Here is a 23,769-nt window from a genome sequence, read left to right as displayed (position 1 = left end):
CATCCCCGGGGGCGTCGCAACGCGCCGCCGCCGGTAAAACGCACCGAGACTGCGCGTCTGTTCCGGCTCGGCGTCCCGACCGTCCAAGCCGCCGGGGATTTGGGCAGCCGGCGCAATACGGCAAATCGCTCGTCGGCCGAGTTCGAGCCGACCGTCTACACCGCTACGCCGAAGGCCGGCGGGTCTGGACGAAACCGTCACTCAACGGCTTCCACCACAAGCGCTTCAGCCACCAACGGGATTTCGCTGATGGCGGGATAAACATCAATCGTATCGAGAACTTCCGGGGCGACGCCAAACGCCGCCGAAAAGCCTGCCACGACGGCTTCAATCACAGCTTCGGACTCTTCATCCCTGAAAGGTCGTTCAGCTTCATCCATCGAGACGCCGAAAACGCGCTAAACTACCTCAGGAGCAGACTTCGCGCTTGGTCATAACTAGGTGATAATCCCAAACGAAAGGTCAATGTACCCGACTGCCCTCTTCCAACCGCCTTTCTAAGAATAGGCTGTTCGGGAGTATCTCATCGGTCGGGCTCGCACAGCGTCTCCGGACCGATGTCTGTATGTAACTCAGCGTTAACATGCGCGGCGGGCTGGGTTGTTCCGTCACAAATAGGGGGGCGAAAATGGCGGCGGAAAGAAGCAAGCGGCCGGTGGATTAGTTGCCCCTAATGTAACCATCGGCAGCCCTGCGAGGTGGCCGCTGGTCGATGTAGCCGCAAGAGATGCGGCAAGAAATGTCCACAGCGCCCAAGACGAAGCTGTCTCGAGCTGACCCTCAACGCGCTCGCCCATTCCGGCCGTGCGTCCCGGCGGCGCGGATCGCCAAGAACCCGGGCAGCCGGCGCGATACGGCATATCGTTACTACAGGCGCGTCGATGACGACAAGAAGCCGGTCGTTCGCCGGCGACGGCTGACAGCCGACCACGGCGGGTTCAAGTGTTACTTAAGGCTCGCTATCCGTGAAAGATCGTTCCGCTTCAACCCCAGGCAGGACGACCGTTGTCTCGACGACCTGCAGGATAAACTGCTCCATTGCTCCGCTCAGGTTAGCTGAGGCCTAGCGGTATTTGCAGGCCCATTGCCGTCAAGTGATGCCCGGTTGTGTTAACCAGCCGCACAAACGATCAACCCAGCGCGCTGAGCAGGGCGAACCAGCGCGAAACACCACCCCTATCGTTTACTCGTTCGCAGCGGGACGGAGCTACTCAATCCCACCATTCAGTGAATCTAAGGAACGCCAAAACCAGTCCGGATAGCAACCCGTACATTATTGCCAATCTTGCTATTAACCGCTATCTCGACGACCTGGATTGACAATCAGCCCGGACCCTAATACCATTAGCTTACCATTGTTTTAGGGATACCTTAACGCTCATGGGTCATCATATATTGTGATTGTCTTGTAGTCACGAGAGTTACCAGGATGCCGTCATGTCACGAGCAATGGAGGCGCTGTGGCCGCCGGCTTAAAGGGTAATCCTGACAGGCACGTCACGTGTCCGAAGTGTAACTATCGCTATCACAACATGTTAGGTGACGGGCGGCGGATGTGCGAGCGCCGTAGAACAGCGCGAGTTGATCGCCGCGCTGTTGTGGCTTGAAGCAACCGCGGCCCGAGCGGCAAAGACGGCCCGCATCCATCCCAGTACGCTCGCCAAGCACTAGCGTATCATTGGCGAGCGCATCGCCGCCGCTCGGGAGGCCGAGCTGGAGAAGCTCGAGGGGCACATCGAGGTGGATGAGTCCTACTTCGGCGGCCACGGCAGGGCAAACGTGGTCGGGGGGGCGGCGGCAAGATCCCCGTCTTCTGGCTGCTCAAGCGGGGTGGTGAGGTCCGCGTCATCCTGCCGCCCAACTGCGGCGAGAAGCACCTGCTGGGCGCGATCCTGGAGAACGTCGAGCTGGACTCGAGCGTCTACTCCGACGGCTGGAAGGCCTATTACAAGCTGTCTCATTCAACGGCTTCCATCACAGGCGCATCAACCACGATAAGACCCTGGTTGGCGGCAAGCAACGGCCTCGAGAGCTTCCGGGGCTATGCCAAACACCGCCTAATATCCGACCACTACGTCTTAAAGCGCACCTTCAGGCTCTTTATCAGGGAAGGGTCGTTCAGCTTCAACCACAGAAACGATCCCGGCAGGCTAGATTACCTAAAAAGCAGCCTGATTAGTCCATGATCGTGTGTGATCCATTGTTTTATTAACCATCCTGACTGCAGCACAACACCACCACCGACCAGCGTAACGGGAGAAAGGGGCGCCATGAGCATCCGGTCCACCAGCACCCTGCTGCTCATCGTTGTTGCAATCGCCGGAGCGCTGACCATCGGCGTCGAGGACTACAACTACCAGGAGGGGGTCTACGGCGATTTCTACTACCTGACCGACGGCACCTGGTCGGGCTGGGATCCGGCGGCCGAGGAGTGGGACTTCTCCTCGCTGAGCTCCGCCCAGTACGCCGAATTCGAGGTTCTCGACAAAGCCGACTCGCCTCACGGAGATTCCTTCCCCGCCGCCGATTACGCCGAGCGCATCGAGCAGGACGACGTCGGCGAGGTGTGGTTCTACAGCGGCCTGGGAAACGACTACCGTCAGTACGGCGCCACCCTGCCCTGGGGCGGCCTGCAGTTCGAAACCACCTACGACCCCGACATCACCTTCTGGGACCTGCCCCTCCAGGTCGGTACGAGTTGGAGCTACGACTACACCTACGATTTCTGGGTGGCCATCATCCATGTCATCGTCGACGAGAGTCACGACAAGGAGATCATCGCCGAAGGCCGGGTCAAGGTCCCGGCCTCGCAGGGAGAGTGGTGGCCCTGCCTCGTCCTGCGTGAGCACGCCGTGGTCAGCGACAACTGGGGTCAGACCGACAAGGACGTCTGGATCTATGGCTGGATCGTCCCCGGGGGCTTCATCGGTCAGAGCGGGGTGGCTTCGGTGGAGAGCGTCGACGGCGGCGCGCCGAGCTTTACCAGCTATGCCAAATTCTACGTGCTGGCGGATTCCAACATCGAACCCGAGCCCTGGAGCGAGATCGTTCCCGCCAGTTGGGGCTCGATCAAGGCCGGCCAGCGCTAAAGGAGGACGATGCCCCGTCTAATCTCGCTACTGTTTTTGGTTGTCCTCCTATCGCTTCCCGCGGCTGCGGCGACCGCTGATCTCGTCGGTCGCCTGGGCCTGGGTTTCGAGTTCGGCGGCTCCCTGTCCGTCGGCGAGCTGCTGCCGATCGAGTTCGAGCCCGCCCCGGACGCCGAGTGGTCGATCATCGTTCCCGTGCCTCTCTACCCGGGCAACGGCCTGGACATCGGCGCGACCGTCGATTACAGCCCCGTCGAGCGCCTCAACCTGCGCGCCTGGTGGGGCAGCCAGATCCCCCTCCAACCCCAGGCCGCCCTGCCCAGCTACCTCGACGAGGTCAGCGGCAGCTTCCACCGCTTCGGCCTCGACGTGCTGACCTATCTGACCGTGGACGAGATCAGCGTCAACCTCGGCCTGGGCGGGTTCTATATCCTGGCCGGCTACGAGTTCCTCTTCGACGACTTCACCACCGAGGAGGAGGACTGGGAGCGCATCTCCGGCGACACCTGGACCGCCGGCCTCACCCCCCAGCTCGGCGTCGATCTGCGCTTCGGCCAGAACTTCGTCCTCGGCGGGCGGATCCTGGCACCGATCTCCCTGGTCTCCGACGACGACAACGCCGAGACCGACGACGAGGGCTACGGCAACGACGGCGACGGTCTCGAACTGCGCCTGCACATCAAATATTTCCTCTAATCGAACAACAGCGACCAGAACCCACCTTCGCCTGGTCTGCTCGAGACCCGCTTAGGGCGCGTTGTCCAGTGCCCCGTTCTTACAACCCCAAAAAAACGGCCCAACCCATGGACCCACAATGTAAAGCTGAAGATCGAGGTCTGTTCGCTCCCGTGGAAACCGCGCCGCCGTCAGTGAGATCGGGTGATTACCGATGACCAAGCTTACTGCGCTAACCGTCCTTTTCATCGCCGTCGCTGCGACCGCCCTGCCCCTCGAGGAGCTCGACACTCCACCGGGCATCAGCGTTGAACTCTACGCCGCCGACGTCCCCGGCGCCCGCTCCCTCTGCCTGGCCCCCGACGGCACCGTCTTCGTCGGCACCCGCAGCCAGGGTCGGGTCTACGCCCTGCGTGACACCGACGGCGACGGCGTCGTCGAGGAAACCCTGGTCGTCCTCGAAGGCCTCGAGACCCCCAACGGTGTGGCCTTCGCCGACAACGATCTCTATGTGGCCGAGATCGAGCGCGTCCTGCGCTACCCGGATATTCTGGATCGACTGAGCAACCCGCCGCCGGCCAAGGTCTTCTACGACGGCCTGCCCGACGACAAGCGCCACGGCTGGAAGTACATCGCCTTCGGTCCCAACGGCCGGCTCTATATCCCCGTCGGCGCCCCCTGCAACATCTGTGATCCCGACGAGCCCTACTGCTGCCTGTTGAGCGTCGGACCCAATGGTGACAGTGTCGGCGTCTACGCCAGGGGCATCCGCAACACCGTCGGCTTCGACTGGCATCCCACAACCAACGAGCTCTACTTCACCGATAACGGCCGCGACTGGCTGGGCGACAACCGACCGCCCGACGAACTCAACCGCGCCCCGGAGCGCGACCTGCACTTCGGCTACCCCTATCTCCACGGCCGCGACGTCCGCGACCCGGAGTACGGTGACCGTCAACCCGCCGACCTGGAGCTGACACCTCCCGCCCTAGAACTCGGACCCCACGTCGCCGCCCTGGGGATGTGTTTCTATACCGGCGCAGCCTTTCCGCCCGAGTACCACGGCGATATCTTCATCGCCGAGCACGGCTCCTGGAACCGCAGCATCCCCATCGGCTACCGGGTGATGCGCGTCCCGCTAAACACCGCCGGCGAACCGACGGGCTACGAGGTCTTCGTCGAAGGCTGGCTCGGCGACGGTACGGCTTGGGGCCGCCCCGTCGACGTCCTCGAGCTGCCCGACGGCTCTTTGCTGGTCTCCGACGACCACGCCGGCGTCGTCTACCGCATCGCCGCCGACTAAAAGCGCAGCTTCCAACGAACAACCGGGACCGCTCAAAAACGGTCCCGGTTGTTTCACGTCATTCCACCGACGGTTCTGAAGCCCCGTTGAAAAACTGCCGCCTAAGATCGGCGACGGCCACGACGCTCCACCGCCGGAACTGGCACGGTTTTTGCGGAGGCGAACCGTTGAGTAAAGCTCCAACGTTCGCCGAGAAGCAAAAACCGTGCCAGTTCCGGCGGCGGTGGCTGACCATCGTCCGCTGGTCCGTGAACTGTTTTTCAACGGGGCTTCAGTGCAGCCGCGCCGCAATCCAGGAGACCGGGCCGCCGCAGACCAGGCCGGCCTTTTCCGACATGCTGATCGAGGCCTTGTTGACCTGCTTGATGTGGCAGAGGGGCAGCCAGCCGCCGTCCAGCACCCGGCGGATCATCCCGTAGGTCAGTTCCAGGCCCAGGCCCCGTCGGCGATACTCGGGCAGGACGAAGATGTTGCCCATCGAGCCACCGCCGTGGGTCATGCACCAGGCGACGGGCTCGTCGTTTTCGAAGACGGCGGGAGCCGGGCCGGTCTCCAGGCGCCAGCGAATGTAGGCGATGGAATCCTCGTCGTGACCGCCGAACTCCCAGTGCTGTTCGACGAGTTCGGCGTGTTCGGGTCCGAGATCACGCAGCTCGATCCGCGGCTCCCGTGGCGCTGGACCATCCCAGTAGTAAACGTAGCAGGGGTTCTCGTGCTCGATCGGATAACGGTTGCGCAGTATCCGGCACCAGCGTTCGGCCAGACCACCGAAGTGCAGCTCACCCAGCAGGCGCTCCCGCTCCTCTGTCTTCCAATCGGCTGCGGCGGCCTCGCGCTCGTTGCGATAGTCCGTCGATTCCAGGTAGTCCAGGGCGGTGGTGAAGTCCTTCGTCCGCCGGGCGTAGAAGGTGTGGTGCCATTCGCACTTGAGCACCAGCGACGGCGAGGTCGGATCGTCGACGAGATAGCGCGTCGTCTCTTCCCAGGGGGTGGAGCCGCGCAGCAAGAGGCTGTAGCGGACGTCCTCGGTCAGGTGGCGTTCGGAGTCCAGCAGTGGCAACAGGGCCTGAGGATCCTGGAGGGCTCGCAGCTCGGGCACGCTTCTCGTTCCTGTTCGGTTGTCGCGGCGATGTTACACCAGCATCCCGGCAACGGCAAGGGGCCTTCGATCTGACGCTGAACTTGACGTCTCCTGGCTTTTCCGGCTAAGCTTGACTTGCGTGTAGCTTCGCCGTCCCGACACAACGGTCACCCATCAATCATGCCCCAGCGCGCCAAGCACGTCCTAGTCGCCGTAGCACTGCTGCCGCCGCTCCTGTCGACGGCCTGTCGTTTCGAGGAGGACGAAGCGACAGTCGGCGAAGTCCAGGCCGGCGTTCTCGGAGCGGCCCACGCCCCGCAACGCGCCGTCATCGCCGCCGAGGACCGAGCCGCCGACTACCTGCTGGAGCTGATCAACCGCGACCGGCGCAGCGCCGGTCTCCAGCCCCTCGAGCTCGACGACAAGCTGACCAAGGTGGCCGAGGCCCACTCCCGCGAGATGATCGAGCTGGGTTACTTCTCCCACCTTTCACCGACGTCGGGCCGTAAAACTTACCGGGAGCGGATCCGCGCCGGCGGTATCACCGACGCCGGCGTCGGGGAGAACCTGGCCCGGGAGTACAGCAGTCGTATCTACGACTGGCGCGAGCTGGTCGAGCAAGCCCACCAGGGCCTGATGTTCTCCCCGGGACACCGGGACAACCTGCTGCACCCCGAGTACAACCGCATCGGCCTCGGGGTGGTCAAGGGCCGGGACGGACGCCAAGTCGGCCTGCACATCACCCAGAACTTTTCCACCCGGGTTTTCGAGCTCCGGACCATCGCGCTGGATGCGGTCGAGAGTGAAGACGAACCCCTCTACCGCTTGCGAATCCGCGGCCGTCTGCTCGCTGAAGGCTACGCCACGGCGCTGATCGATCGCTCACCCTACGGCTGGTCACCGATCGTCACCGCTGAGGACGGCCGCTTCGACCTCGAGCTCTACCTGCCCGCGGGTTCCGGTCGGCGGCTGATCTCCCTCGGCGTCGGCCCGGAACGCCTCGGGCGGCGGATGCTTTACAATGAATGGTACGTGGACACCGACGCTCCCGCCGACGAGGCCCTGCTGCTCGACGAAATGCCCAAGTAGCGCCCCCGACAGCCGCCGACCGCCGCTGTCCCGCTCCGCCGGTCCCGTCCGCCGGTCCCGCTCCGCCGGCACTTTTTTCGGCAATGAACTACTTCATGGTAGCGGACTACGGTATATCGATAACTAACCGCTGAGAAAAGCGTTTGGAAGCGAGCGGAGTAGACGATTGTTATTGCATTGTTGTGGATAGGCTCAAACAGCCCCGCGTCGCGTTACCGCTTACGGTTAGCCGGAGCTGTCTGAGCCGCTAGCTGATGATGATAGTCCCACCAGGGAGCACCCGCCACTATATCGTTCAATACCAACCGGCGAGGACTGTCAATCGACCGTACGGCAAAGGCTGCCGGAAAACCGCCCCTCGTGTTGTCTTCAATCAGCCTTCTTCACGATTCGCTGGCGGTATCCACACTCAGCAACATGGTCAATCGGCATTGGGATCAGCACGGCAGTTGGAACTACATCCTTAGTCAAGCCGACCGGCATTCCTCAGCAGAGCAACAGCCGGTTTTATACTTTTCCTAATCTCGGTTCCGACGATGCCCGGCGCCACCCGTCTCTTTCCGCTTATTAACTCGAGTATTCGCAAGCCGAGCTTCTCTGCCACAGCTCCACCTTCATGTAATGACGGTGAAAAAGTACACTTAGAAAAAAGCCAACGATCTAATAGCAGTTGGCATCCCCCACCCTACCGGACCACTCCGCCGGGAGGGGATACTTTTGTTGCAAATCGCTAAGAAGGCTGATAGAGGACTTCACCGGCAGCGGCTTTGACCGATTGCTTTACGGTGATCAATGAGCAGTCCTAACTGGTTGGGGTTGAACGGTAATGGAAATGGACGCTCCGTGATGAGATTCACAGCGCCCGACGGTGGAGCGATCAGTTCCGGATGGTAGAACCGGATTGGTAACCGCGATTCACCTCGAGCCCCGCCATAACAATAAGCGTCTATGTGCCTGCCGCTCTTTTCCAACTGCCTTTCTATGAATATGTTATAGGTAGAGATCATCGCAGAAGATGAACATCAGCTGTTGCAGTTGACTTCCTATAGCGGCGTGAACGGGTCTGTCAGCCCGCCACCGACGAGGGGGGCAATGTGGCGGGGAAGAGCGGGACGGGGGAGCGGCACGCCAACCGTCCCAGTACAACTACCGCTATCACTAGCGCTGCGCCGACGGACGGCATCAGTGCAAGCGATGCGGCAAGTTGTTCAAGCGTCGTCCCCGAGGCGCCGCAACGCGCCGCCGCCGGAAAAAACGCAGTGAGATAGCCCGTCTGTTCCGGCTCGGCGTCCCGGCGGCGCGGGTCGCAACGGACTTGGTGACCATCGCAATACGGCATATCGCCACTAGAAGCTAATCCGCCGGCGCCGCGCCGCCGCTCGCCAAGCCGCGCTCGACCCGACCAGCTACACCGATACGCCGACGGCCGGCGGGGCTATAAGCAGCTGTCACTCAAGGGCTTCCACCACAGGCGGATCAAGCACCAGGAAGAGTTCGCCAACGGCGGGATAAGCATAAACGGCATCTAGTTGGTCTGGGGCTACGCCAAACGCCGCCAAAAAGCCTGCCATAAAGGATTCAAGCGTAACTTCAGACTCTTTATCCGTGAAAGGTCGTTCCGCTTCAACCATCGAGACGACGAAAACGCGCTATACATTCTCAGGACCATACTTCGCGCTTGTTCATAATTAGGTGATAATGCCTATAGGTATTTGTTGCTCCCTCGCCGTTACGTGATCCCTAGCAGTTTTTCATCCACTCACGATTGTTATGCCCTTTCGAAATTAGCAAGCAGCATCCTCCAGCGGGAGTATGGCTAAGAACAGTTGCAATGCCATTAACAAAACCGCTTTGCCTCGTTTGACCAGCCCGGTTATCGACTACCCCTCGAGCGATGAACAGCACACCAGCGGACCCGCTCAAGCTGTACCGCCACTGCCGCCTTTGCCCCCACGGTTGCGGCGTGGATCGCACCGCCGGCGAAACCGGCTTCTGCGGCGTCGGCCACCGGCTCCTGGCGGCTTCCTACGGACCCCACTTCGGTGAGGAGCCGGTACTCGTCGGCCGCGGCGGCTCGGGTACGGTCTTTTTGGCCGGCTGCAATCTGGTCTGCATCTTCTGCCAGAACCACGACATCAGCCATCACGCCGCCGGACGGGTCCTCGCCGCCACGAGTCTGGCCGACGTCTTCCTCGAGCTCCAACGGCGCGGCTGCGTCAATCTCAACCTCGTCACCCCGACCCACTTCACCCCCGGTCTGCTCGAAGCCCTCGGGTCGGCCCGCGAACGGGGCTTCAACCTGCCCGTGGTCTACAACTGCGGCGGCTACGAGAGCGCAGAGACGCTGCGCATCCTGACCGGTCAGGTGGATGTCTATCTGCCCGACGCCAAGTACGGTCCGGCGGCCCCGGCGGACGAACTATCCGGCGCCGCCGATTACTTCCCTCGGCTGCTGGACGCCCTGGTGGAGATGGAGGAGCAGGTCGGCTCGCTGGAAATCGCAAACGGTGTCGCCGTTCGCGGGTTGATAATCCGTCACCTCGTCCTGCCCGGCGAGCTGGCCGATTCCCTCGGCCTGCTGGAGCGGCTGGCCGCAATACTGCGTCCCGGACACCGGCTCAACGTCATGGGTCAGTACCGACCCCGTTACCGCGCCAACGAGCTCCACGGACTCAACCGCCGTCCAACCCGGGCCGAGGTGGCGCAGGTCCGCCGCCGGGCGCTGGAGCTCGGCTTCTCCCTGTCGGGCTGAACCTCGTCAGCGCCGACAAGCCGGCCGCCGTCCGCGGCGACGGAACGACCGCGGCGATCCAGCCAAACCTCACAGTCAATCCGTCAGGCACGGGCGCGGAACCGGCACGGTTTTTGCATCTCGGCGCCCGTTGGAACGTGATCAACGCGGCGCCTCCGCAAAAACCGTGCCGGTTCCGCGCTTCGTCCCGGCGGGCGCCGCCGTTCCGTCGCCGCGGTCGTTCCGGGGCGGCGCTAATTATGGTTATCCAGACGACAAAACGGGGCCGTCGGCCCCGTTGCTGGTCTGCTGTCGCTCGCTTCGGGCTTGATCAGTCGCCGGTACCGAACCGGGCCGCTTTGATCCCATCGACCATGCGCCGCAGAGTATCGCGTACGTCACTGTCAGTGTCGACGGGGCAGGCGGTATCGACGAGGTAGAAGCTTTTACCGTGGAGCAGGGCGGCGTCGTATCGCCAGCGGCGTACGGTTTGATAAGCCTGGGCCGCCGAGCTCAAGGACCCGTCGCGCACCCGGGGTTCACCGAGGTAATCCGGTTCGCGATGCAGCAGCCCGATCTCCCGCCGCAGGCCGTCGCCGAGGTCGAAGCCCTCGCCGGTGCCGGTGTGGGGTTGGCGTTTATAAAAGTGCAGGCGCTGCTCGCCGCGCGACAGCAGCAGGCCGGTCTCCTCCTCCCGCACCAGCCAACCGTCGCCGGCGACGGTGAGGATCAGGCCGTCGAGGACCAGCTCCTCGCCGGGCGCTACCTGTCGCGGAGCGGGTGGCTCGGCGATCGATACCGAGGAGCGCAGCAGCTCGAAGTCGGCGGCCAACTCCTCCTCCAGTCCGGCGTCGCAGGCCAGTTCGAGGACGGCGTAACGCCCGTCGGCGTAGAACAGGGTGTCGCGATTGTAATACTCTGCGGCGCCCAGGTAATCCCGATAACTCAGGCTGACGCCGCGCAGCGGTTCATTGAGTTCCTCAGCCTCGCCGCGGTACTCCAGCCCCCGGCGTTCGGCGAGGGAGGCGCGCAACCGGCGCTCCAGTTCGTCGAAGCTATCGACGGTATCGTCGGCGTCCCAGCCGCTGAGGTAGAGGCGGGCGACGGCATCGGGGTGATCGACACCGTGTTTAAGGGTCAGCATCCCGGTAATCTCGCGGTCGACATGCCACAGCTCACCGGGATAGGCCAGAGCGACCCGGCCCGCGGAAACGGTCTCGCCGGGAGGCTCAGCGCAGCCGACCGGTAACAAAAGCGGCAACGTCGGCAGCATCGCCGCGATGATCCTGGTGCGAGTTTTCATAGTAAACGGTTATTCACTGTAAATCGGTGCATTGAAGTCCAGCGGCGCGGCTTCACTGGAAGACGATCGTCTCGGCCAGGCGCTCCAGACCGAAGTGGAGCTGCTCGGGGGCGGCGGCACGGCAGCGGATCGTCAACAGATACAGCCGCCCCGTCGGCGGCAGGAACAGGCAAACCCGGTGGTGATTCAGCTCGTCGATGGTCAGGAACTCCAACAGCACCGCCGGCGCCGCGCCCGCGGCGTCGTAGCGGCGCAGTCGACGCAGCTCGCCGTAATGGCGGGCGCACCAGTCGGCCAGATAGCGGGTCAGCTCCTCGCGCAGCCCGACGCCGTCGGCTCCGGGGATCAGCTTGCCCAGACCGGCGTCCGGGGTCGGTGACTCCAGCGAGACGACGACGAAATCCGCCGCCGCCCGGACGCCGTGGTAAAGCACCACGGCTTCGTCACCGACGTTGGCCGTCCAGCCCGCGCCGGGAACACTGAAAACGGCGCCGGCCCAATCGACTAGGCCGTCGGCGGGCACCTCGAAAGCCGACCCCGCCGCCGATAGCGCCAACAGCGATAGGAGTAGAACACTGGAAGTGAGCGGGTGGCGCGGCATCACCAACGGAAACCGGCCAGCAAGGCGTCCAGCATTCCCGCCAGCCCCTCCTGCAAGCCCGAACGGCACCAAATGGTCAGATTGTATAGCTTCGAGTCGTCCCAGATCAGATACTCCCGATAGTAGCGTTTTCCGGAAACGAACTCCAGGGAAACCACCAGGGGGCCGTCATCGCCGAAATAGTAGGGTCCGGCCGGATCCTCAACCTCCGTGTAGCTTTCCTCGACGATCCGCTCCAGATAATCCAGCAGAACCGAAGCCCCGGCTTGACGTCCCTCGACGAACCCCAGCTCCGGCGGCTCGGCGATGCGCAGCGCCAGGGCGCCGATCCGCGGACCGCCGGCGTCCCAGGAGTAGAGTTCGGGACCGTTAACGTCGCCGCGGTCCTCCCAGCGTCGACCATCGGGCGGCGCACTGAGCAGCATGCCGGCCGCCTCGCTGCGCACGCCCTCCTCGGCGAGGCACAACGTCACCGTTACCAGCAGTAAACCAATCGTCAAGGCCCGGGGTTTCATCATTTACGGCTGGTTCTCCGCCAGGTAGGTCAGACAGGCCTCGACCCCGCTCTCAAGCATCTCGCGGATCTCACCCTCCAACTCCGGCCACCACTCCTGGTCGCACTCGACACAGAAGTTGGCGTAGCCGCCCTCATCGACGGGCAGGCCGCACTCGATGTAATGAAAACCGTACTCGTCCAGCTCGTAGTAGATGTAACCGTCAGCCTCGACGGGACCGACGATGTCGACCGGCTCGGTGTAGTAGTAATCAACGATGCCGCGCAATTGCTCATCCACCAGAGCCCAGTCGCCGTCGAAAGGGCTTTCGACGCTCTCGGCGGGGTTCTCGTCCGCGGTCTTGTTGGTCAGATGATAGCCCGCTTCTTGATAACCCCACTCGGTATCGTAGTACAGGTAGACGGAGTAGAGGCGCGCGACATAATACTCCGCATCCTCCGCGTCGTAGAAGGCCACCTCCGGACCCTCGACGACCCAGTCCTGGGCCGGCTCGTACCACAGTGTTTCGTCGATCGCCGTCTCCAACGGATTCTCCTCGTAGTACATCATCTCCTCGCCGAGGAAATCGTACTCCTCCGTGGTCTCCTGAGCGACGGCGGGCACCAGCATAAAGACTAACAGCGGGATAAGTACGGCGGCGTAACGCAAGGCAGCCCCCTTCGGTCGGCGCGACGGTGCCGCCGCGCTGGTGTGGTCGATACGGTGACGATCTATATTGTAACCGCTGAACCGCATTTTTGCAGCACTAATCGCCGACGACGCCCCTTCCCGCTCCAGTACCGAGCTTAGCCCGTCAAGTCTTCGGCGACCGGTCAAACAGCGCGTACTCCTCCGGACCCGTCAGGGTGGTCGGCGAGCTCCTCAACGGACATCACCACCCTGACGGCGCAGGACGCAATCGCCCAGCAGGCCGGGAAAAACAGCCCCACGCCCCGCCGCGGACGACCCGCAACGCCCGAACCCCGGAACCGGCACGGTTTTTGCGGAGGCCGACCGTTATCCTCGTTCCAACGGTCGCCGAGATGCAAAAACCGTGCCGGTTCCGGGGTTCGGCAGGTTCCCCCGACGTTTTCAAACCGGGGCTGTTTTTCCCGGCCGCCGTGTTAACGTCGCCGGTGTTTCTTCTTTCGGCGCGGTTTGAGCAACACCGGCGAAAAGAGGTCCTTGCGGGTACCCCGCTCGTCCTCGCCGAGGATCGCCGTGCGCACCACCCGGGGGTGTTCAGCGGGGTCCAGCTCCAGGAGCGGTCCACAGAACTCGTCGACGCGCAGGGCGGGTTTCGAGGGCTCCAGGCGCAGGGTGAAGCTCAGCAGACCGCCGCGGCTGCGGGCTTCGACGAGGGAGTGACGGACCTCGACCCGTTTGGTCTCGCCCTTCTTCTCCCGCTCGACCCAGATTTCCCGTTGGGCGAGCAGAGCGTCGAGGCGGCGCTGGAGGTCGGCGGGGGGATGTTCGAAGGTGGCCAGATAGGTGGCCAACTCGGCGGTTTGAGACAGCCGTGGGGCCCGGTGGGGCAGTTCGAGGGAGCGCTTGACCTCCATTCCCGGCGGCAGGGCCTGGTTGAGCCGTTCGTTGAAAGTGGCGGAATCGAACCAACTGGCCAGTTCGACGTCGGCGACTTCGGCCCGGCTCTCCACCCCCAACGACAGGGGCATGGCCACGACCAGCTTGGGCTGGGGGTTGTAGCCCGAGGAGAGGCGCAGCCGGTAACCGGCCCGGCGGATAGATTGCGCCAGGACCTTCTTTAGCTCGAGATGGCCGAGAAGGGAAGCCGGCCAGGTCTTGGTGAACTCGAAGCGCACGGTGGAGCGCAACTGGGAGGTGGGCTGCCGGGTTGCGGGCGGGTAGTTGACCAGGCGTTCCAGTTCGGCGTCCAACTCGAGCAGGCCGCCGGTATCGCAGGAGTCGGCGGGAATACCGCAGGCGTTGCAGCCGGAGCGGCGGCAGTCCGCCGTCGTTTCGCCGCTGCGGGAGCGCTCGTACTCCTCGGCCAGGTAACGCCGACTGACCCGATTGTCGACGGCGTCCCAGGGCAGTCGTTCGTCGAGGTTGAAGCGGCGCTCGGCGTAGGCGTGGAGGTCCAGCCCGACGGCGGCGAAGGCCTCACGCCAGCGGTCGAGGTCGAAGAACTCGTCCCAGGCGTCGAAGCGGGCGTCGCGGCGATGGGCTTCACGCAAGGCCGCGGCCGTTCTGCGGTCGCCCCGGCTCAACGCGGCCTCGACGACGGCCTGCCGCGGGCTGTTCCACTTGGCCTTGAGGCGCCGGCCCTTGAGGCGCTCCAGCAGCCAGCTCAACCGGTGTTCGAGTTCCTCGAGCGGCGCCTGGGGCGCCCATTGGAAGGGGGTGTGGGGCTTGGGAATGAAGGGCGACAGGGCGACGTTGACCCGCTGCTTGTTACCGGCGCGTCGGGCACAGGCCCGAGCCAGCTCGACCAGGGCCGCCAGGTCCTCGTCGGTCTCTTCAGGGAGCCCGAACATGAAGTACAGCTTTACAGTGGAGAACTCGGCGGCGAAGATCCGCCCGGCCAGCTCGATGACCTCGGCGTTGGTAAACAGGGGCTTGTTAATGATCCGCCGCAGGCGCTCGCTTCCGGCCTCAGGGGCCATGGTCAGGCTGCCCCGCCGGCGACCCGTCAGCATGCTCTCCAACTGGACAACCGTCTCGGAGACCCGCAGGCTGGGAAAGCTGACTTTGGGCTCCTTAGGGCCGAATTCGGTCATCATCCGCTCGATCAACCCGGCCAGACCGCGCCAGTCCGTCGAGGAGAGGCTGGAGACGTTGGCCTCGGAGTACCCGGTCAGACGCAGTTGGCGCTGAAGCTCCGTGAAGGCCTCGGCGGCGTCGAGGGAGCGCACGGGGCGGTAGGTCATCCCGGCCTGGCAGAAACGGCAGCCCCCGGTGCAACCACGCATCACCTCGAGGGTCACCCGGTCGTGGACGATGTCCACCCCGGGGACCAGGGGCCGCTCGAGGCGCGGCTCGAGCTCGGCCAGGCGCCGGTTGGTCGACGGGGCCGCCGGAACCGGCACCGACCAGCCCGCCGCCGGTTCCGTTTCCACAGCCACCCGTTCACCGATGTAGACGCCGTCGACGGCGGCCAGCTCCTCGAGCAGAGCCGGCTTGTCCAGACCGTCGGTGTCACGGTGGAGCTTGACCAGCTCGACGAGTTCGTCCCAGAAAGTCTCGCTCTCGCCGATCAGGGCGGCGTCGTAGAAGGGGGCCAGGGGTTCGGGATTGAGCAGCGCCGGACCGCCGACCACCACCAGGGGCAAGCGGGGATCGGCCCGGCGCTCCGCCGCCTCCAGAGGCAGACCGGCCAGCTCCAGCAGGTGGAGGAAGTTGGTGTAGGACAGCTCGTAGGAAAGAGTGACGGCGATGATGTCGAAGGCGGCCAGCGGCCGCACTTGCTCCAGGGAGTACAGGTCCCAATTCCGCCGCCGCAGCAGCTCCTCCATATCGGTCCAGGGCATGAAGGCCCGGTCGCAGGCGGCATCCCCGCGCCGGTTGAGCCGATCGTAGATCAAGCGTCCCCCGAGATGGCTCATGCCGATCTCGTAGATGTCGGGGAAGCACCAGACCACATTGACGAGACCGGCGGGGTCCTTCTTCCAGGCGCCGTACTCGGCGGCTACATAGCGGGCGGGTTTCTGTACACCTACGAGGAGGCGTTCCAGATCGGCGCTGCTGGGGCTGCGATGACTCACGGGGCTCCTAGGCTGTCTACGGGCGCTGATAAGCGGGTGTTCCGCGCAGCGGCGGCGGACGGCCGTCGTGTCGCGGAACACCCATTGTAGCACCTCGTCCGGGGTCTAACCAGACCCGCTCAGCGCTCGGTCTTGACCATCCGGTTCGTTACGGCGCCGTCGACGGTTTCCAGTCGCAGCAGGTAGACGCCGCCGCTCAGTCCGCCGGCCGACCAACTGACCTGGTGGCGGCCGGCGGCGTAGTCGCCGCGCAGGGGGGTGGCCACCCGGCGGCCGGCCAGGTCGTAGACGGCCAGCTCGACGGGACCGGCCGTCGGCAGGGTGAACGACAGGTTGACCTCGTCCCGGGCCGGACTGGGCCAGGGGGCGGCCAACTCCAGGGGCGCGCCGGAGCGGATCCAGTCCAGCTCGCCGGTGGAGAAGGTGTAGCGCTCGCCGTCGGCGTCGACGACCTCGAGACGGTAGGCGTAGCTGCCGGCCCGCTCGGGTCGATCGAGGAAGGAACCCGTCGTCGGCAGGTCGTTCCCGTTGAGTTTGGTCGAACCCAGCTCCGTCAGGCGGTAGAGATCGACGGCGACGGCGGCGCCCTCGATGCTCCAACTGCACAACAGGCCGTCCTCTCCGGCCGCGGCGTCCAGGCTGACCAGCGGGGCGTCGCTGTAGTTCATCTTGTACAGCAGCCAGCCGTCGGGATCGAACTCCACCCGGATCAGCTCGCCGTCGACGTAATAATGCCGGGCGTCGACGCGCTGGTCGTTATTGAAGACCACCTCGTACTCCCCCGCCGTGGTGACGATCTTCAGGTCGATGGGGGTGACGAAGACCTCCGGGGTGTCGTCGGCGGTGGACTGGACCTGCTCCAGCTCGACGTGGACGATCGTCTGCCCCCCGGCGGCTTCGGTCCAGGTCAGCATCTCGTATTCCGGGTAGCCGGCCATGTAGACCCACTGCCAGAAGAACTGATCCAGGGCGCCGTCGCCGCCGTAGTAATCGTCGGCGGTGTCGATGAACTCCGCTGTCAGCACCGTACCTTTGGGGTAGGCGTCGACGTACTCCTGCAGCATGGCGAAGAAGGTGGCGTCGTCGCCCAGGTGGCGCAGCATGTGCAGTACCCAGGCGCCCTTCTTGTAGACCGTGGTGCCGAAGAGATAATCGGGATCGTAGACGGGATAGCGCCGGTAGCCGTCCTCATAGAAGTAGCGGTTTTTGAAGTACTGCATGTAGCTTTCCAGGCCGGGCTGGCCGTCGAGGTGCTCGGCCCACAAAGCCTCGGTGTAGGAGGCGAAGCCTTCGTTGAGCCAGATATCCTCCCAGGTCTCGCAGGTGATCCAGTCGCCGAACCACTGATGGCCCAGCTCGTGGACGACGATCCAGTCGTAGTCGTGGGCGCCCGTGATACAGCTGGAGCTCAGCGACGTCGTCGTCGTATGCTCCATCGCCCCGCCGATCTCGGTGATCATGTGACCGTAGCGCGGATACTTGTAATCGGTGAACCAGGTGGAGACCTGCTCGACCATCTCCGGGGTGATCCCCAGGTCCTCCTCGGCCGCGGCCTGGTGATCCCGGTAGACCCAATTATGGACTGGCTGGTCGCCGGAGCCCAGGTCGAAGTAATCGGTGAAGAAGGCGTAGTCCGAGGCCGCCATGGCCACCAGGTAGGTCGGAACCTCGTAGGTCAGCTCCCAGCTGAAGGTCTTGGTGCCGTCGCCGTTATCGACGACCGTGGGCAGCTCGTCGCCGTTGGAGGCCGCCAGCCAGTCATCGCGCACCGTGTAGTGCTGGTCGCAGGTGAAGCGGTCGTCGGGCATGTCGTAACAGGGGAACCAGTGGCTGGAATCGTAGGGCTCGGTGAAGGTGTGGATCAGGCCGCCGTTGGCGTCGTCGAAGTACATCCCGGCGGTGGGCTCGCCGGCGTAGTCGATCGAGACGCTGAACTGCTCACCATCGTCGTAGGCACCGTCGAGGTAGATGGTCAGGGTGTTGCCGACATGGTCGAAGGAGGTTGCGTCACCGGAGACCGCGCTGACCGTCAGCTCGTCGAGCTGTAACTCGATTTCGTCCAGACCCGCCGTGGTGCTTTCCATGGTCCAGGCGGCCGTGCCCTCGAGGTAGCCGTCGTTGGGCCCGTAATAGCTCAGCTCGAGGTCGAGATCCAAATGGACCTGATCGAAGCCGACGGCGGGCGGTTCGACGTCGCCGGCGGCCTTTAGAGCGTTGGTCGCCTTGGCCTCCATCTCGGCGGCCAGAGGATCCTCGTACCAAGCTCCCGGATAGGCCGGATCGAGAGGGATTGCGAAACCGGCGCCGGCCGCGCCGACGAGAAAGACGATTAGCAGGATGCCGGTCTGCAAGGCTCGCTTCTTCAGGGTTCTTTTCATCGATGTTCCTTCCCGTGGGATGCTAAGCTTGATCTCTGAGGATGATCGGCAGCGAAATCTCTATCCAGCAGGCTGGTCACCGCCGCCGGAGCCGAGAGCAACGGCTGAGCTGGATAACCAACGCAGGAAATTCTACGGCAATCCGCTCGACATTCGTGGCACATGATTGCACAAAACTTATCGGCTGGCAAGGCGGCGCGGGAGTTTCACTAACGCCCGTTCGTAGGTTATAATACCCCTTCCCCCGACCGGCCCATCCGACCTCCGCCGACAGCCAGCGAGTCGCCGTCCGTGTTCCTCAAGCGCATCTACATCTCCGGCTTCAAGAGCTTCTGCGATCCCCTCGAGCTCGACCTGCGCGAGGGGATGACGGCCATCGTCGGCCCCAACGGCTGCGGCAAGACCAATATCTCCGACGCCGTTCGCTGGGCCCTGGGTGAGCAGAGCGCGCGGAATCTGCGCGGCGGCCAGATGAGCGACGTGATCTTCTCCGGTTCCGAGGAACGCAAACCCCTCGGGATGGCCGAGGTCTCCCTGCTGCTGTCCAACGAGAGCCACCTCCTCGACGCCCCCTTCGAGGAGGTTCTGATCACCCGGCGGTTGTTCCGTTCCGGCGAGTCGGCCTACCTGTTGAACAAGAAACCCTGTCGGCTCAAAGATATCACCGGCCTGCTGACCGACACGGGGATCGGCACCCGGGCCTACTCGCTGATCGAGCAGGCCCAGGTGGATCAGATCCTCTCCCGCGATCCGCGCCAGCGCCGCGGCGTTTTCGACGAGGCCGCCGGGATCGGGCGCTACAAGGCCCAGCGCGCCGAGGCTGAGCGCAAGCTCGGTGAAACCGTCGACCAGCTGCTGCGCCTCGACGAACGGCTGGACGAGATCGCCAAACATTTGCGCTCCCTCAAGCGCGAGGTGCGCAAGGTCGAGCATCACCGGCGCCTGGGCGAGCAGATCCACCGCTTCCGGGCCCTGACCCTGCGGTTCCACTGGGAGGGTCGTCGCGGTCGCCTGGAGGAGCTGGACGGCGAGCTGGCGGAACTCGACGACGCCATCCTGGGCGCGGAGGCCGACTTCACCCGGCTGGAGGGCGAGCTGACCGAGCTGCGGACGCGCCAGATCGAGGCGCGCGAGCGGGTCAACGCCGCCGAGGATCGCCGCTACCGCTCCCTGGAGGAGGTCAAGGACTACGAGCACCGGCTGAGCCTCAACCAGGACCGCCGCACTCAGCGCCGCCGTCGAGCGCGCGAGCTGCAACGGGAGCGCGAAGAGCTCACCGAGCAGCGCGCGGCCCTCGAGGAGCGACACGCCACGGCCGAGGAAAGCCTGGCGGACCGTCGGCGGGAACACCAGACCGCCGAGGAGCGGCTGGCCCATCTCGAAGCCGAGTTGAGCGGATTGCGCGGTGAGTTCGAGGAAGCGGAACGCCGCAGCGTCGAACTGGGCGCCAGGTTGATGCGCGCCGTCGAAAGCGCCGCGGGGCGGGAGCGCGATCTCGCCGAGGCGCGGGCCCGGCGGCGCGAGCTGGAGCGCGAGCTCCAGCGTTTGGACGCTGAACTCGCCGCTCTGGAGGAAGAGACCGCCGAGTTGGCCCAAACGGACGCCGTCGACGAAGCCGCCAAGCTCGAGGGCCGCCTGGAGAAGTTACAGGAGCGCCTCGACGAAGCCCTCGAGCGCCAGAATGAGCGCAACCGGGAAATCAGCCGTGCCGCCACCGAGACCCGTAGTAAGCTCGAGGAGCTGACCCGGGCCCAGACGCAGTTCGCCAGCCTGGAACGCCTCTACGACCGTAACGAGGGCTTCAAACGCGCCGTCACCGTGGTCCTGGCGGCCGCCGACAAGCAGAAGCTCGGCGGTACCCTCGGCGCCGTGGCCCAACTCGTTCGCACGGACAAACGCTACGAAGCCGCCGTCGAGGCCGCCCTGGGCTTCACCGCCCAGGCCGTGGTCTGCGCCGACGAGAACGCCGCTGCGGCGGCCATCGAGCTGCTCAAGCGCCTGCGCGCCGGCCGGGTGCGCTTCCTGCCCCTGGACCTGATCCGCCCCCGGCGGCCGATCTACTGCGCCAAGCAGATCCAGCAGCCCGGCCTGATCGGCGACGTCCTCGGCCTGGTCGACTTCGCCGACGAGGTCGCTCCGGCGATCGAGTTCGCCCTCGGCGGCACCCTGGTGCTGGAGGACATGGCGTCGGCCACGGCCCTGCTGCGCGCCTGGCGCGACCGGGTGCGCTTCCGGCGTCTGGTGACCCTGGACGGCGAGCTGGTCGAATCCTCCGGAGCGATCTCCGGCGGCGGCGCCCGCTCCGGCTCCGGCGGCCTGCTGGGCCGGGAACGAGAACTGGAACAACTGCGCGACAACCTGGCGACGTTGAAGCAACAGTACGAGGCGGCCAGGGCCCGCGAAAACGAGCTGCGTGACGAGTTTTCGGCCTCCTCCAGCGCCCTGGAGCAGTTGCGGGAGCAGGTCTCGCAAACCCGACTGGAACTGGAGCGAACCCGGGAAACCGCCGATAACCGCCGGCGCGAAACGAAGCGTTTGGACGAGCGCCGCCAGGAAACAGCCGCCGCCCGACGCCGCGCCGACCTCGAGCTTGAAGCTCTCGACGCCGAACCGGCCCCCGAGACCGACGACGGTGCCGAACAACGCGAGCTGCGCGCGGCACACGACGTAGCGCTCAAGGAGCGCGATCGCTCCAGCGCCCGCCTGGACGCCCTGCGCGAGACCGTCGCCGAGGAGAAGCTGGGACTGCAGCGGCTGGATTCCGACCTGGACTCCGTCGCCGACGAACTGCAACGCGTCGAAGCCGCCCTGAGCGATAACGAGCGACGTCGCCGGGACGTAGAAACCGCCGAACGGGAAATCGAAGAGGAGGACGCCGCAGCCGATCAGGACCTCGAGGAACTCAACAGCCGCCTGGCCGAGCTGACCCTGGGCAAGGAATCCGACGAGCAGCACCTCATCGAGCTGCGCCGCGCCCTCAACGAACTGGGCGAAGAACTCGGCGGACTGACCGAGAGCCGCGCCGCGGCCAACGCCCGCCTGGGCGAGCTGCGCCAGCGCCGTTCCGCCCTCGAGCTGGAAAAGAAGGGCGTCGCCGACGAGAGCAATCGGCTAGAAGATGAAGCTCGCGAACACACCGGGCACGAGCTGCTCGAGCTCGAACTGCCCGACGCCTTCGACCTCAGCGCCGCCCACACCGAGATCGGCAAGCTGGAGAAGCGGCGCAACCGCCTGGGCGAGATCAACTTCCACGCCCGCAAAAGCTACGAGGAAAGCCTGACCCGGCGCGACTACCTGCGCGAGCGGCGCGACGAGCTGCGCGAAAGCGACCGCCGCCTGCGGACCTCGATCAAAAAGCTGAACGCCGAGGCCACCGAACGCTTCCTGGCCACCTTCAACCAGGTGGTCGTCAACTTCGAGAACACCTTCCGCTTCCTCTTCGGTGGCGGCGAAGCCCGACTCAAGCTGACCGACGACGACCCCCTCGAAGCCGGTGTCGAGATCTACGCCCGACCGCCGGGCAAGGGCCTCCAGCAACTCATCTCCCGCTCCGGCGGCGAGCGCGCCCTGACCGCCATCGCCCTGCTGTTCGCCCTCTTCGAGGTCAAGCCCAGCCCGTTCAGCATCCTCGACGAGATCGACGCCCCCCTCGACGACGCCAACGTCGACCGCTTCCTGCGCCTGCTGCGCCGCCACCTCGGCGGCAGCCAGTTCCTGGTCATCACCCACAACCGCCGCACCATGGAGGCCGCCGACACCCTGATCGGCGTGACCATGGACGAGCCCGGCGTCAGCCGGATCTACGGCCTGGCCTTCAGTCAGGGCCAATTGGTCACCGAGGAGGATCAGCGCCGCTTCTCCCTGCGCCGCAAGAACGAGTAACCCCGGCGCCGGGACGTCACGGTTTTTTAATGCGACGACGGGCCCGCGCGGCCCGTCGTCGCAAAAACAGCGCCGGCCCTCGACAACGGCCCGACCTGCACTCACGCCGGTCGATGAGAGACACGCCGGACGGGCGCGCAACGCTGAAGGCCCGGCGCGCTTGTTGCCCGAGGTCGCCGCTAAGGCGACCTCGGGGTGCAAGAAGCGTGACGGGCCGGGGTGCGGGGGACTGTCGACGGGTTCGCGCGGCTGCGTTAGCTGCAACCCGCTAAAACGACGAGGCCGGGCGGGCCTCGTCGTGTGCTTGTGACGCGTTTGCCGGGTTTATTGCACCGCGCCGAGCTCCCAGAGGTAGTCGGAGTTGTAGTCGTCGTCGTCGTCATCGACGGCCACGCGCACCAGACCGACGCCCTCGGCGAACCACAGGTTCTCCTTGTACATATAATCGGTCCAACCCTCGTAATCGGGATGGAGTGCCACCAGCACCAGGTCCTCGTAGCTGCCCGCGGGCAGATCGAAGCTGGCGTTGATATCGACGATCCGGCCGATCCAATTGATCCCGTCGTCGTCGAGGTAGGTCCAGTCGGTGCCGACGCTGATCGGTGTCTTGAGGATAACGCGGTGGTTCTGGCGGCCGGGGCGGGTGACCCGCAGCTCACCGCCGGAGGTGTGGACCCAGGTCTGGTTTTCGACGTCGTCGCCGATGGTCTGCTCTACGGTCCAGTCACCGCCGTCCCGCGCGGTGGCCTCGAGGGACAGATCGTCGCCGTCGGCCAGGCCCCACTCGTAGTCCCAGCGCGAGCCGGTGTCCAAGGGCATGTAGTCGTAGGTCGGTCCGAGTTCGTCCCCGGTTTCATCACAACCCGCCAGAGTCAGCAACACCGCCGTCGCAATCACCATCAGGAGTAGACGCCGCATGGCCTTCCTTTGCTCGTCAGGGGTTCCAGCCGCAGGGTTTACCGGTCGATTATACCCCCGGTTCGGCGCGCTGACAAGGCGGCCTTGACTTGACGCGGCTTAGTTGCTTTACTGGAGCTGTCAGCCAGATTCAGCAAAAGCTTGGCACCTGCGCGCTCGCGAAGCATCCGGCAGATGGTGGTTACCGCTGTCTCAAATCCAGCGAAAGGCTGATTGCGGGCATCGGAAGCAGCGGTTGTACCGACCGCCGTAATCGTGGTTTTTGAGCTTACCTAAGTGCATGGTGTTGAACGGGATAGGAGTAGTTGAACGGGATAGGAGTAGATGTCCCTGATGGGATAGGGCATCATCTAACCTGAGCGGTGGACTGTCGACCGTCGCTCGGCACAGCCCCGGAAGTTCTCGATGCCGTTGATCTGCCACCATTTGGAGACTGTCTTCGCGGATATGCCGACCGCCCTGGCTGCGGCCGCCGCCGGAACGCTTAGCCGGAAGAAACG

The 23,769-nt window shown here is 64.6% G+C and carries 17 protein-coding genes; 7 read left to right on the top strand and 10 right to left on the bottom strand.

Annotation, left to right across the window (positions count from 1 at the left end; translation table 11 throughout):
- Window positions 1-197: 197 nt before the first annotated feature.
- A complete protein-coding gene (locus GF399_09240) occupies window positions 198-380 on the bottom strand; it encodes a hypothetical protein (GenBank protein ID MBD3400503.1) in 183 nt (60 codons plus the stop codon).
- Window positions 381-1,802: 1,422 nt separating this feature from the next.
- On the opposite strand from GF399_09240, the gene GF399_09235 reads away from it, so the two are divergent.
- From GF399_09235 to GF399_09220, 4 genes are all read left to right on the top strand, one after another.
- The gene (locus GF399_09235; GenBank protein MBD3400502.1) at window positions 1,803-2,186 is read left to right on the top strand and encodes a hypothetical protein; all 384 of its coding nucleotides are present in this window, start codon (window positions 1,803-1,805) and stop codon (window positions 2,184-2,186) included.
- An 84-nt stretch (window positions 2,187-2,270) separates the two neighbouring features.
- A complete protein-coding gene (locus tag GF399_09230; GenBank protein MBD3400501.1) occupies window positions 2,271-3,089 on the top strand; it encodes a hypothetical protein in 819 nt (272 codons plus the stop codon).
- A gap of 9 nt (window positions 3,090-3,098) precedes the next feature.
- Window positions 3,099-3,785, top strand: a complete 687-nt coding sequence (locus GF399_09225) for a hypothetical protein (GenBank protein ID MBD3400500.1) — start codon at window positions 3,099-3,101, stop codon at window positions 3,783-3,785.
- Window positions 3,786-3,978: 193 nt separating this feature from the next.
- Window positions 3,979-5,067: a sorbosone dehydrogenase family protein gene (locus GF399_09220; protein MBD3400499.1), complete on the top strand. Its 1,089-nt coding sequence runs from the start codon at window positions 3,979-3,981 to the stop codon at window positions 5,065-5,067.
- A gap of 271 nt (window positions 5,068-5,338) precedes the next feature.
- Here GF399_09220 and GF399_09215 read toward each other — a convergent pair whose 3' ends face one another.
- Window positions 5,339-6,166: a GNAT family N-acetyltransferase gene (locus GF399_09215; GenBank protein MBD3400498.1), complete on the bottom strand. Its 828-nt coding sequence runs from the start codon at window positions 6,164-6,166 to the stop codon at window positions 5,339-5,341.
- A 342-nt stretch (window positions 6,167-6,508) separates the two neighbouring features.
- Between GF399_09215 and GF399_09210 the strand changes: the two genes are divergently transcribed.
- A complete protein-coding gene (locus tag GF399_09210) occupies window positions 6,509-7,237 on the top strand; it encodes a hypothetical protein (GenBank protein ID MBD3400497.1) in 729 nt (242 codons plus the stop codon).
- A gap of 1,448 nt (window positions 7,238-8,685) precedes the next feature.
- Here the strand turns inward: GF399_09210 and GF399_09205 are convergent.
- Complete coding sequence (locus tag GF399_09205) at window positions 8,686-8,868, bottom strand: hypothetical protein (GenBank protein ID MBD3400496.1); 183 nt, start codon at window positions 8,866-8,868, stop codon at window positions 8,686-8,688.
- 263 nt (window positions 8,869-9,131) lie between these two features.
- On the opposite strand from GF399_09205, the gene GF399_09200 reads away from it, so the two are divergent.
- Complete coding sequence (locus GF399_09200; GenBank protein ID MBD3400495.1) at window positions 9,132-9,989, top strand: radical SAM protein; 858 nt, start codon at window positions 9,132-9,134, stop codon at window positions 9,987-9,989.
- 310 nt (window positions 9,990-10,299) lie between these two features.
- Here the strand turns inward: GF399_09200 and GF399_09195 are convergent, their stop codons facing one another.
- The 6 genes from GF399_09195 to GF399_09170 all read right to left on the bottom strand — a co-directional run bounded on the left by GF399_09195 (window position 10,300) and on the right by GF399_09170 (window position 18,469).
- A complete protein-coding gene (locus GF399_09195; GenBank protein MBD3400494.1) occupies window positions 10,300-11,112 on the bottom strand; it encodes a hypothetical protein in 813 nt (270 codons plus the stop codon).
- A gap of 211 nt (window positions 11,113-11,323) precedes the next feature.
- Window positions 11,324-11,872, bottom strand: a complete 549-nt coding sequence (locus GF399_09190) for a hypothetical protein (GenBank protein ID MBD3400493.1) — start codon at window positions 11,870-11,872, stop codon at window positions 11,324-11,326.
- Window positions 11,872-12,390, bottom strand: coding sequence for a hypothetical protein (locus GF399_09185; GenBank protein MBD3400492.1), 519 nt, complete (start codon window positions 12,388-12,390; stop codon window positions 11,872-11,874). Before GF399_09185 ends, GF399_09190 begins: the two co-directional genes overlap by 1 nt.
- Window positions 12,391-13,035, bottom strand: coding sequence for a hypothetical protein (locus tag GF399_09180; GenBank protein MBD3400491.1), 645 nt, complete (start codon window positions 13,033-13,035; stop codon window positions 12,391-12,393). It abuts the gene before it with no gap.
- A 455-nt stretch (window positions 13,036-13,490) separates the two neighbouring features.
- Window positions 13,491-16,184 carry a TIGR03960 family B12-binding radical SAM protein gene (locus tag GF399_09175; protein MBD3400490.1) on the bottom strand — a complete coding sequence of 898 codons (2,694 nt, stop codon included), beginning with the start codon at window positions 16,182-16,184 and terminating at the stop codon, window positions 13,491-13,493.
- Between the two features lie 26 nt (window positions 16,185-16,210).
- On the bottom strand, window positions 16,211-18,469 hold the full coding sequence (locus GF399_09170; protein ID MBD3400489.1) for a T9SS type A sorting domain-containing protein: 2,259 nt from the start codon (window positions 18,467-18,469) through the stop codon (window positions 16,211-16,213).
- 255 nt (window positions 18,470-18,724) lie between these two features.
- Between GF399_09170 and smc the strand changes: the two genes are divergently transcribed.
- Window positions 18,725-22,351 carry a chromosome segregation protein SMC gene (gene smc, locus GF399_09165; GenBank protein MBD3400488.1) on the top strand — a complete coding sequence of 1,209 codons (3,627 nt, stop codon included), beginning with the start codon at window positions 18,725-18,727 and terminating at the stop codon, window positions 22,349-22,351.
- 324 nt (window positions 22,352-22,675) lie between these two features.
- On the opposite strand, the gene GF399_09160 is transcribed toward smc, so the two are convergent.
- Window positions 22,676-23,269 (bottom strand): hypothetical protein, encoded by a 594-nt coding sequence (locus tag GF399_09160; protein ID MBD3400487.1) that lies wholly within the window; start codon window positions 23,267-23,269, stop codon window positions 22,676-22,678.
- Window positions 23,270-23,769: the final 500 nt, after the last annotated feature.

The sequence above is a fragment of the Candidatus Coatesbacteria bacterium genome (assembly GCA_014728225.1).
Classification (GTDB): Bacteria; RBG-13-66-14; RBG-13-66-14; order RBG-13-66-14; family RBG-13-66-14; genus WJLX01.
The sequence above is the reverse complement of the archived record's forward strand: the minus strand, read 5'-3'. Positions and strand labels throughout refer to the sequence as shown.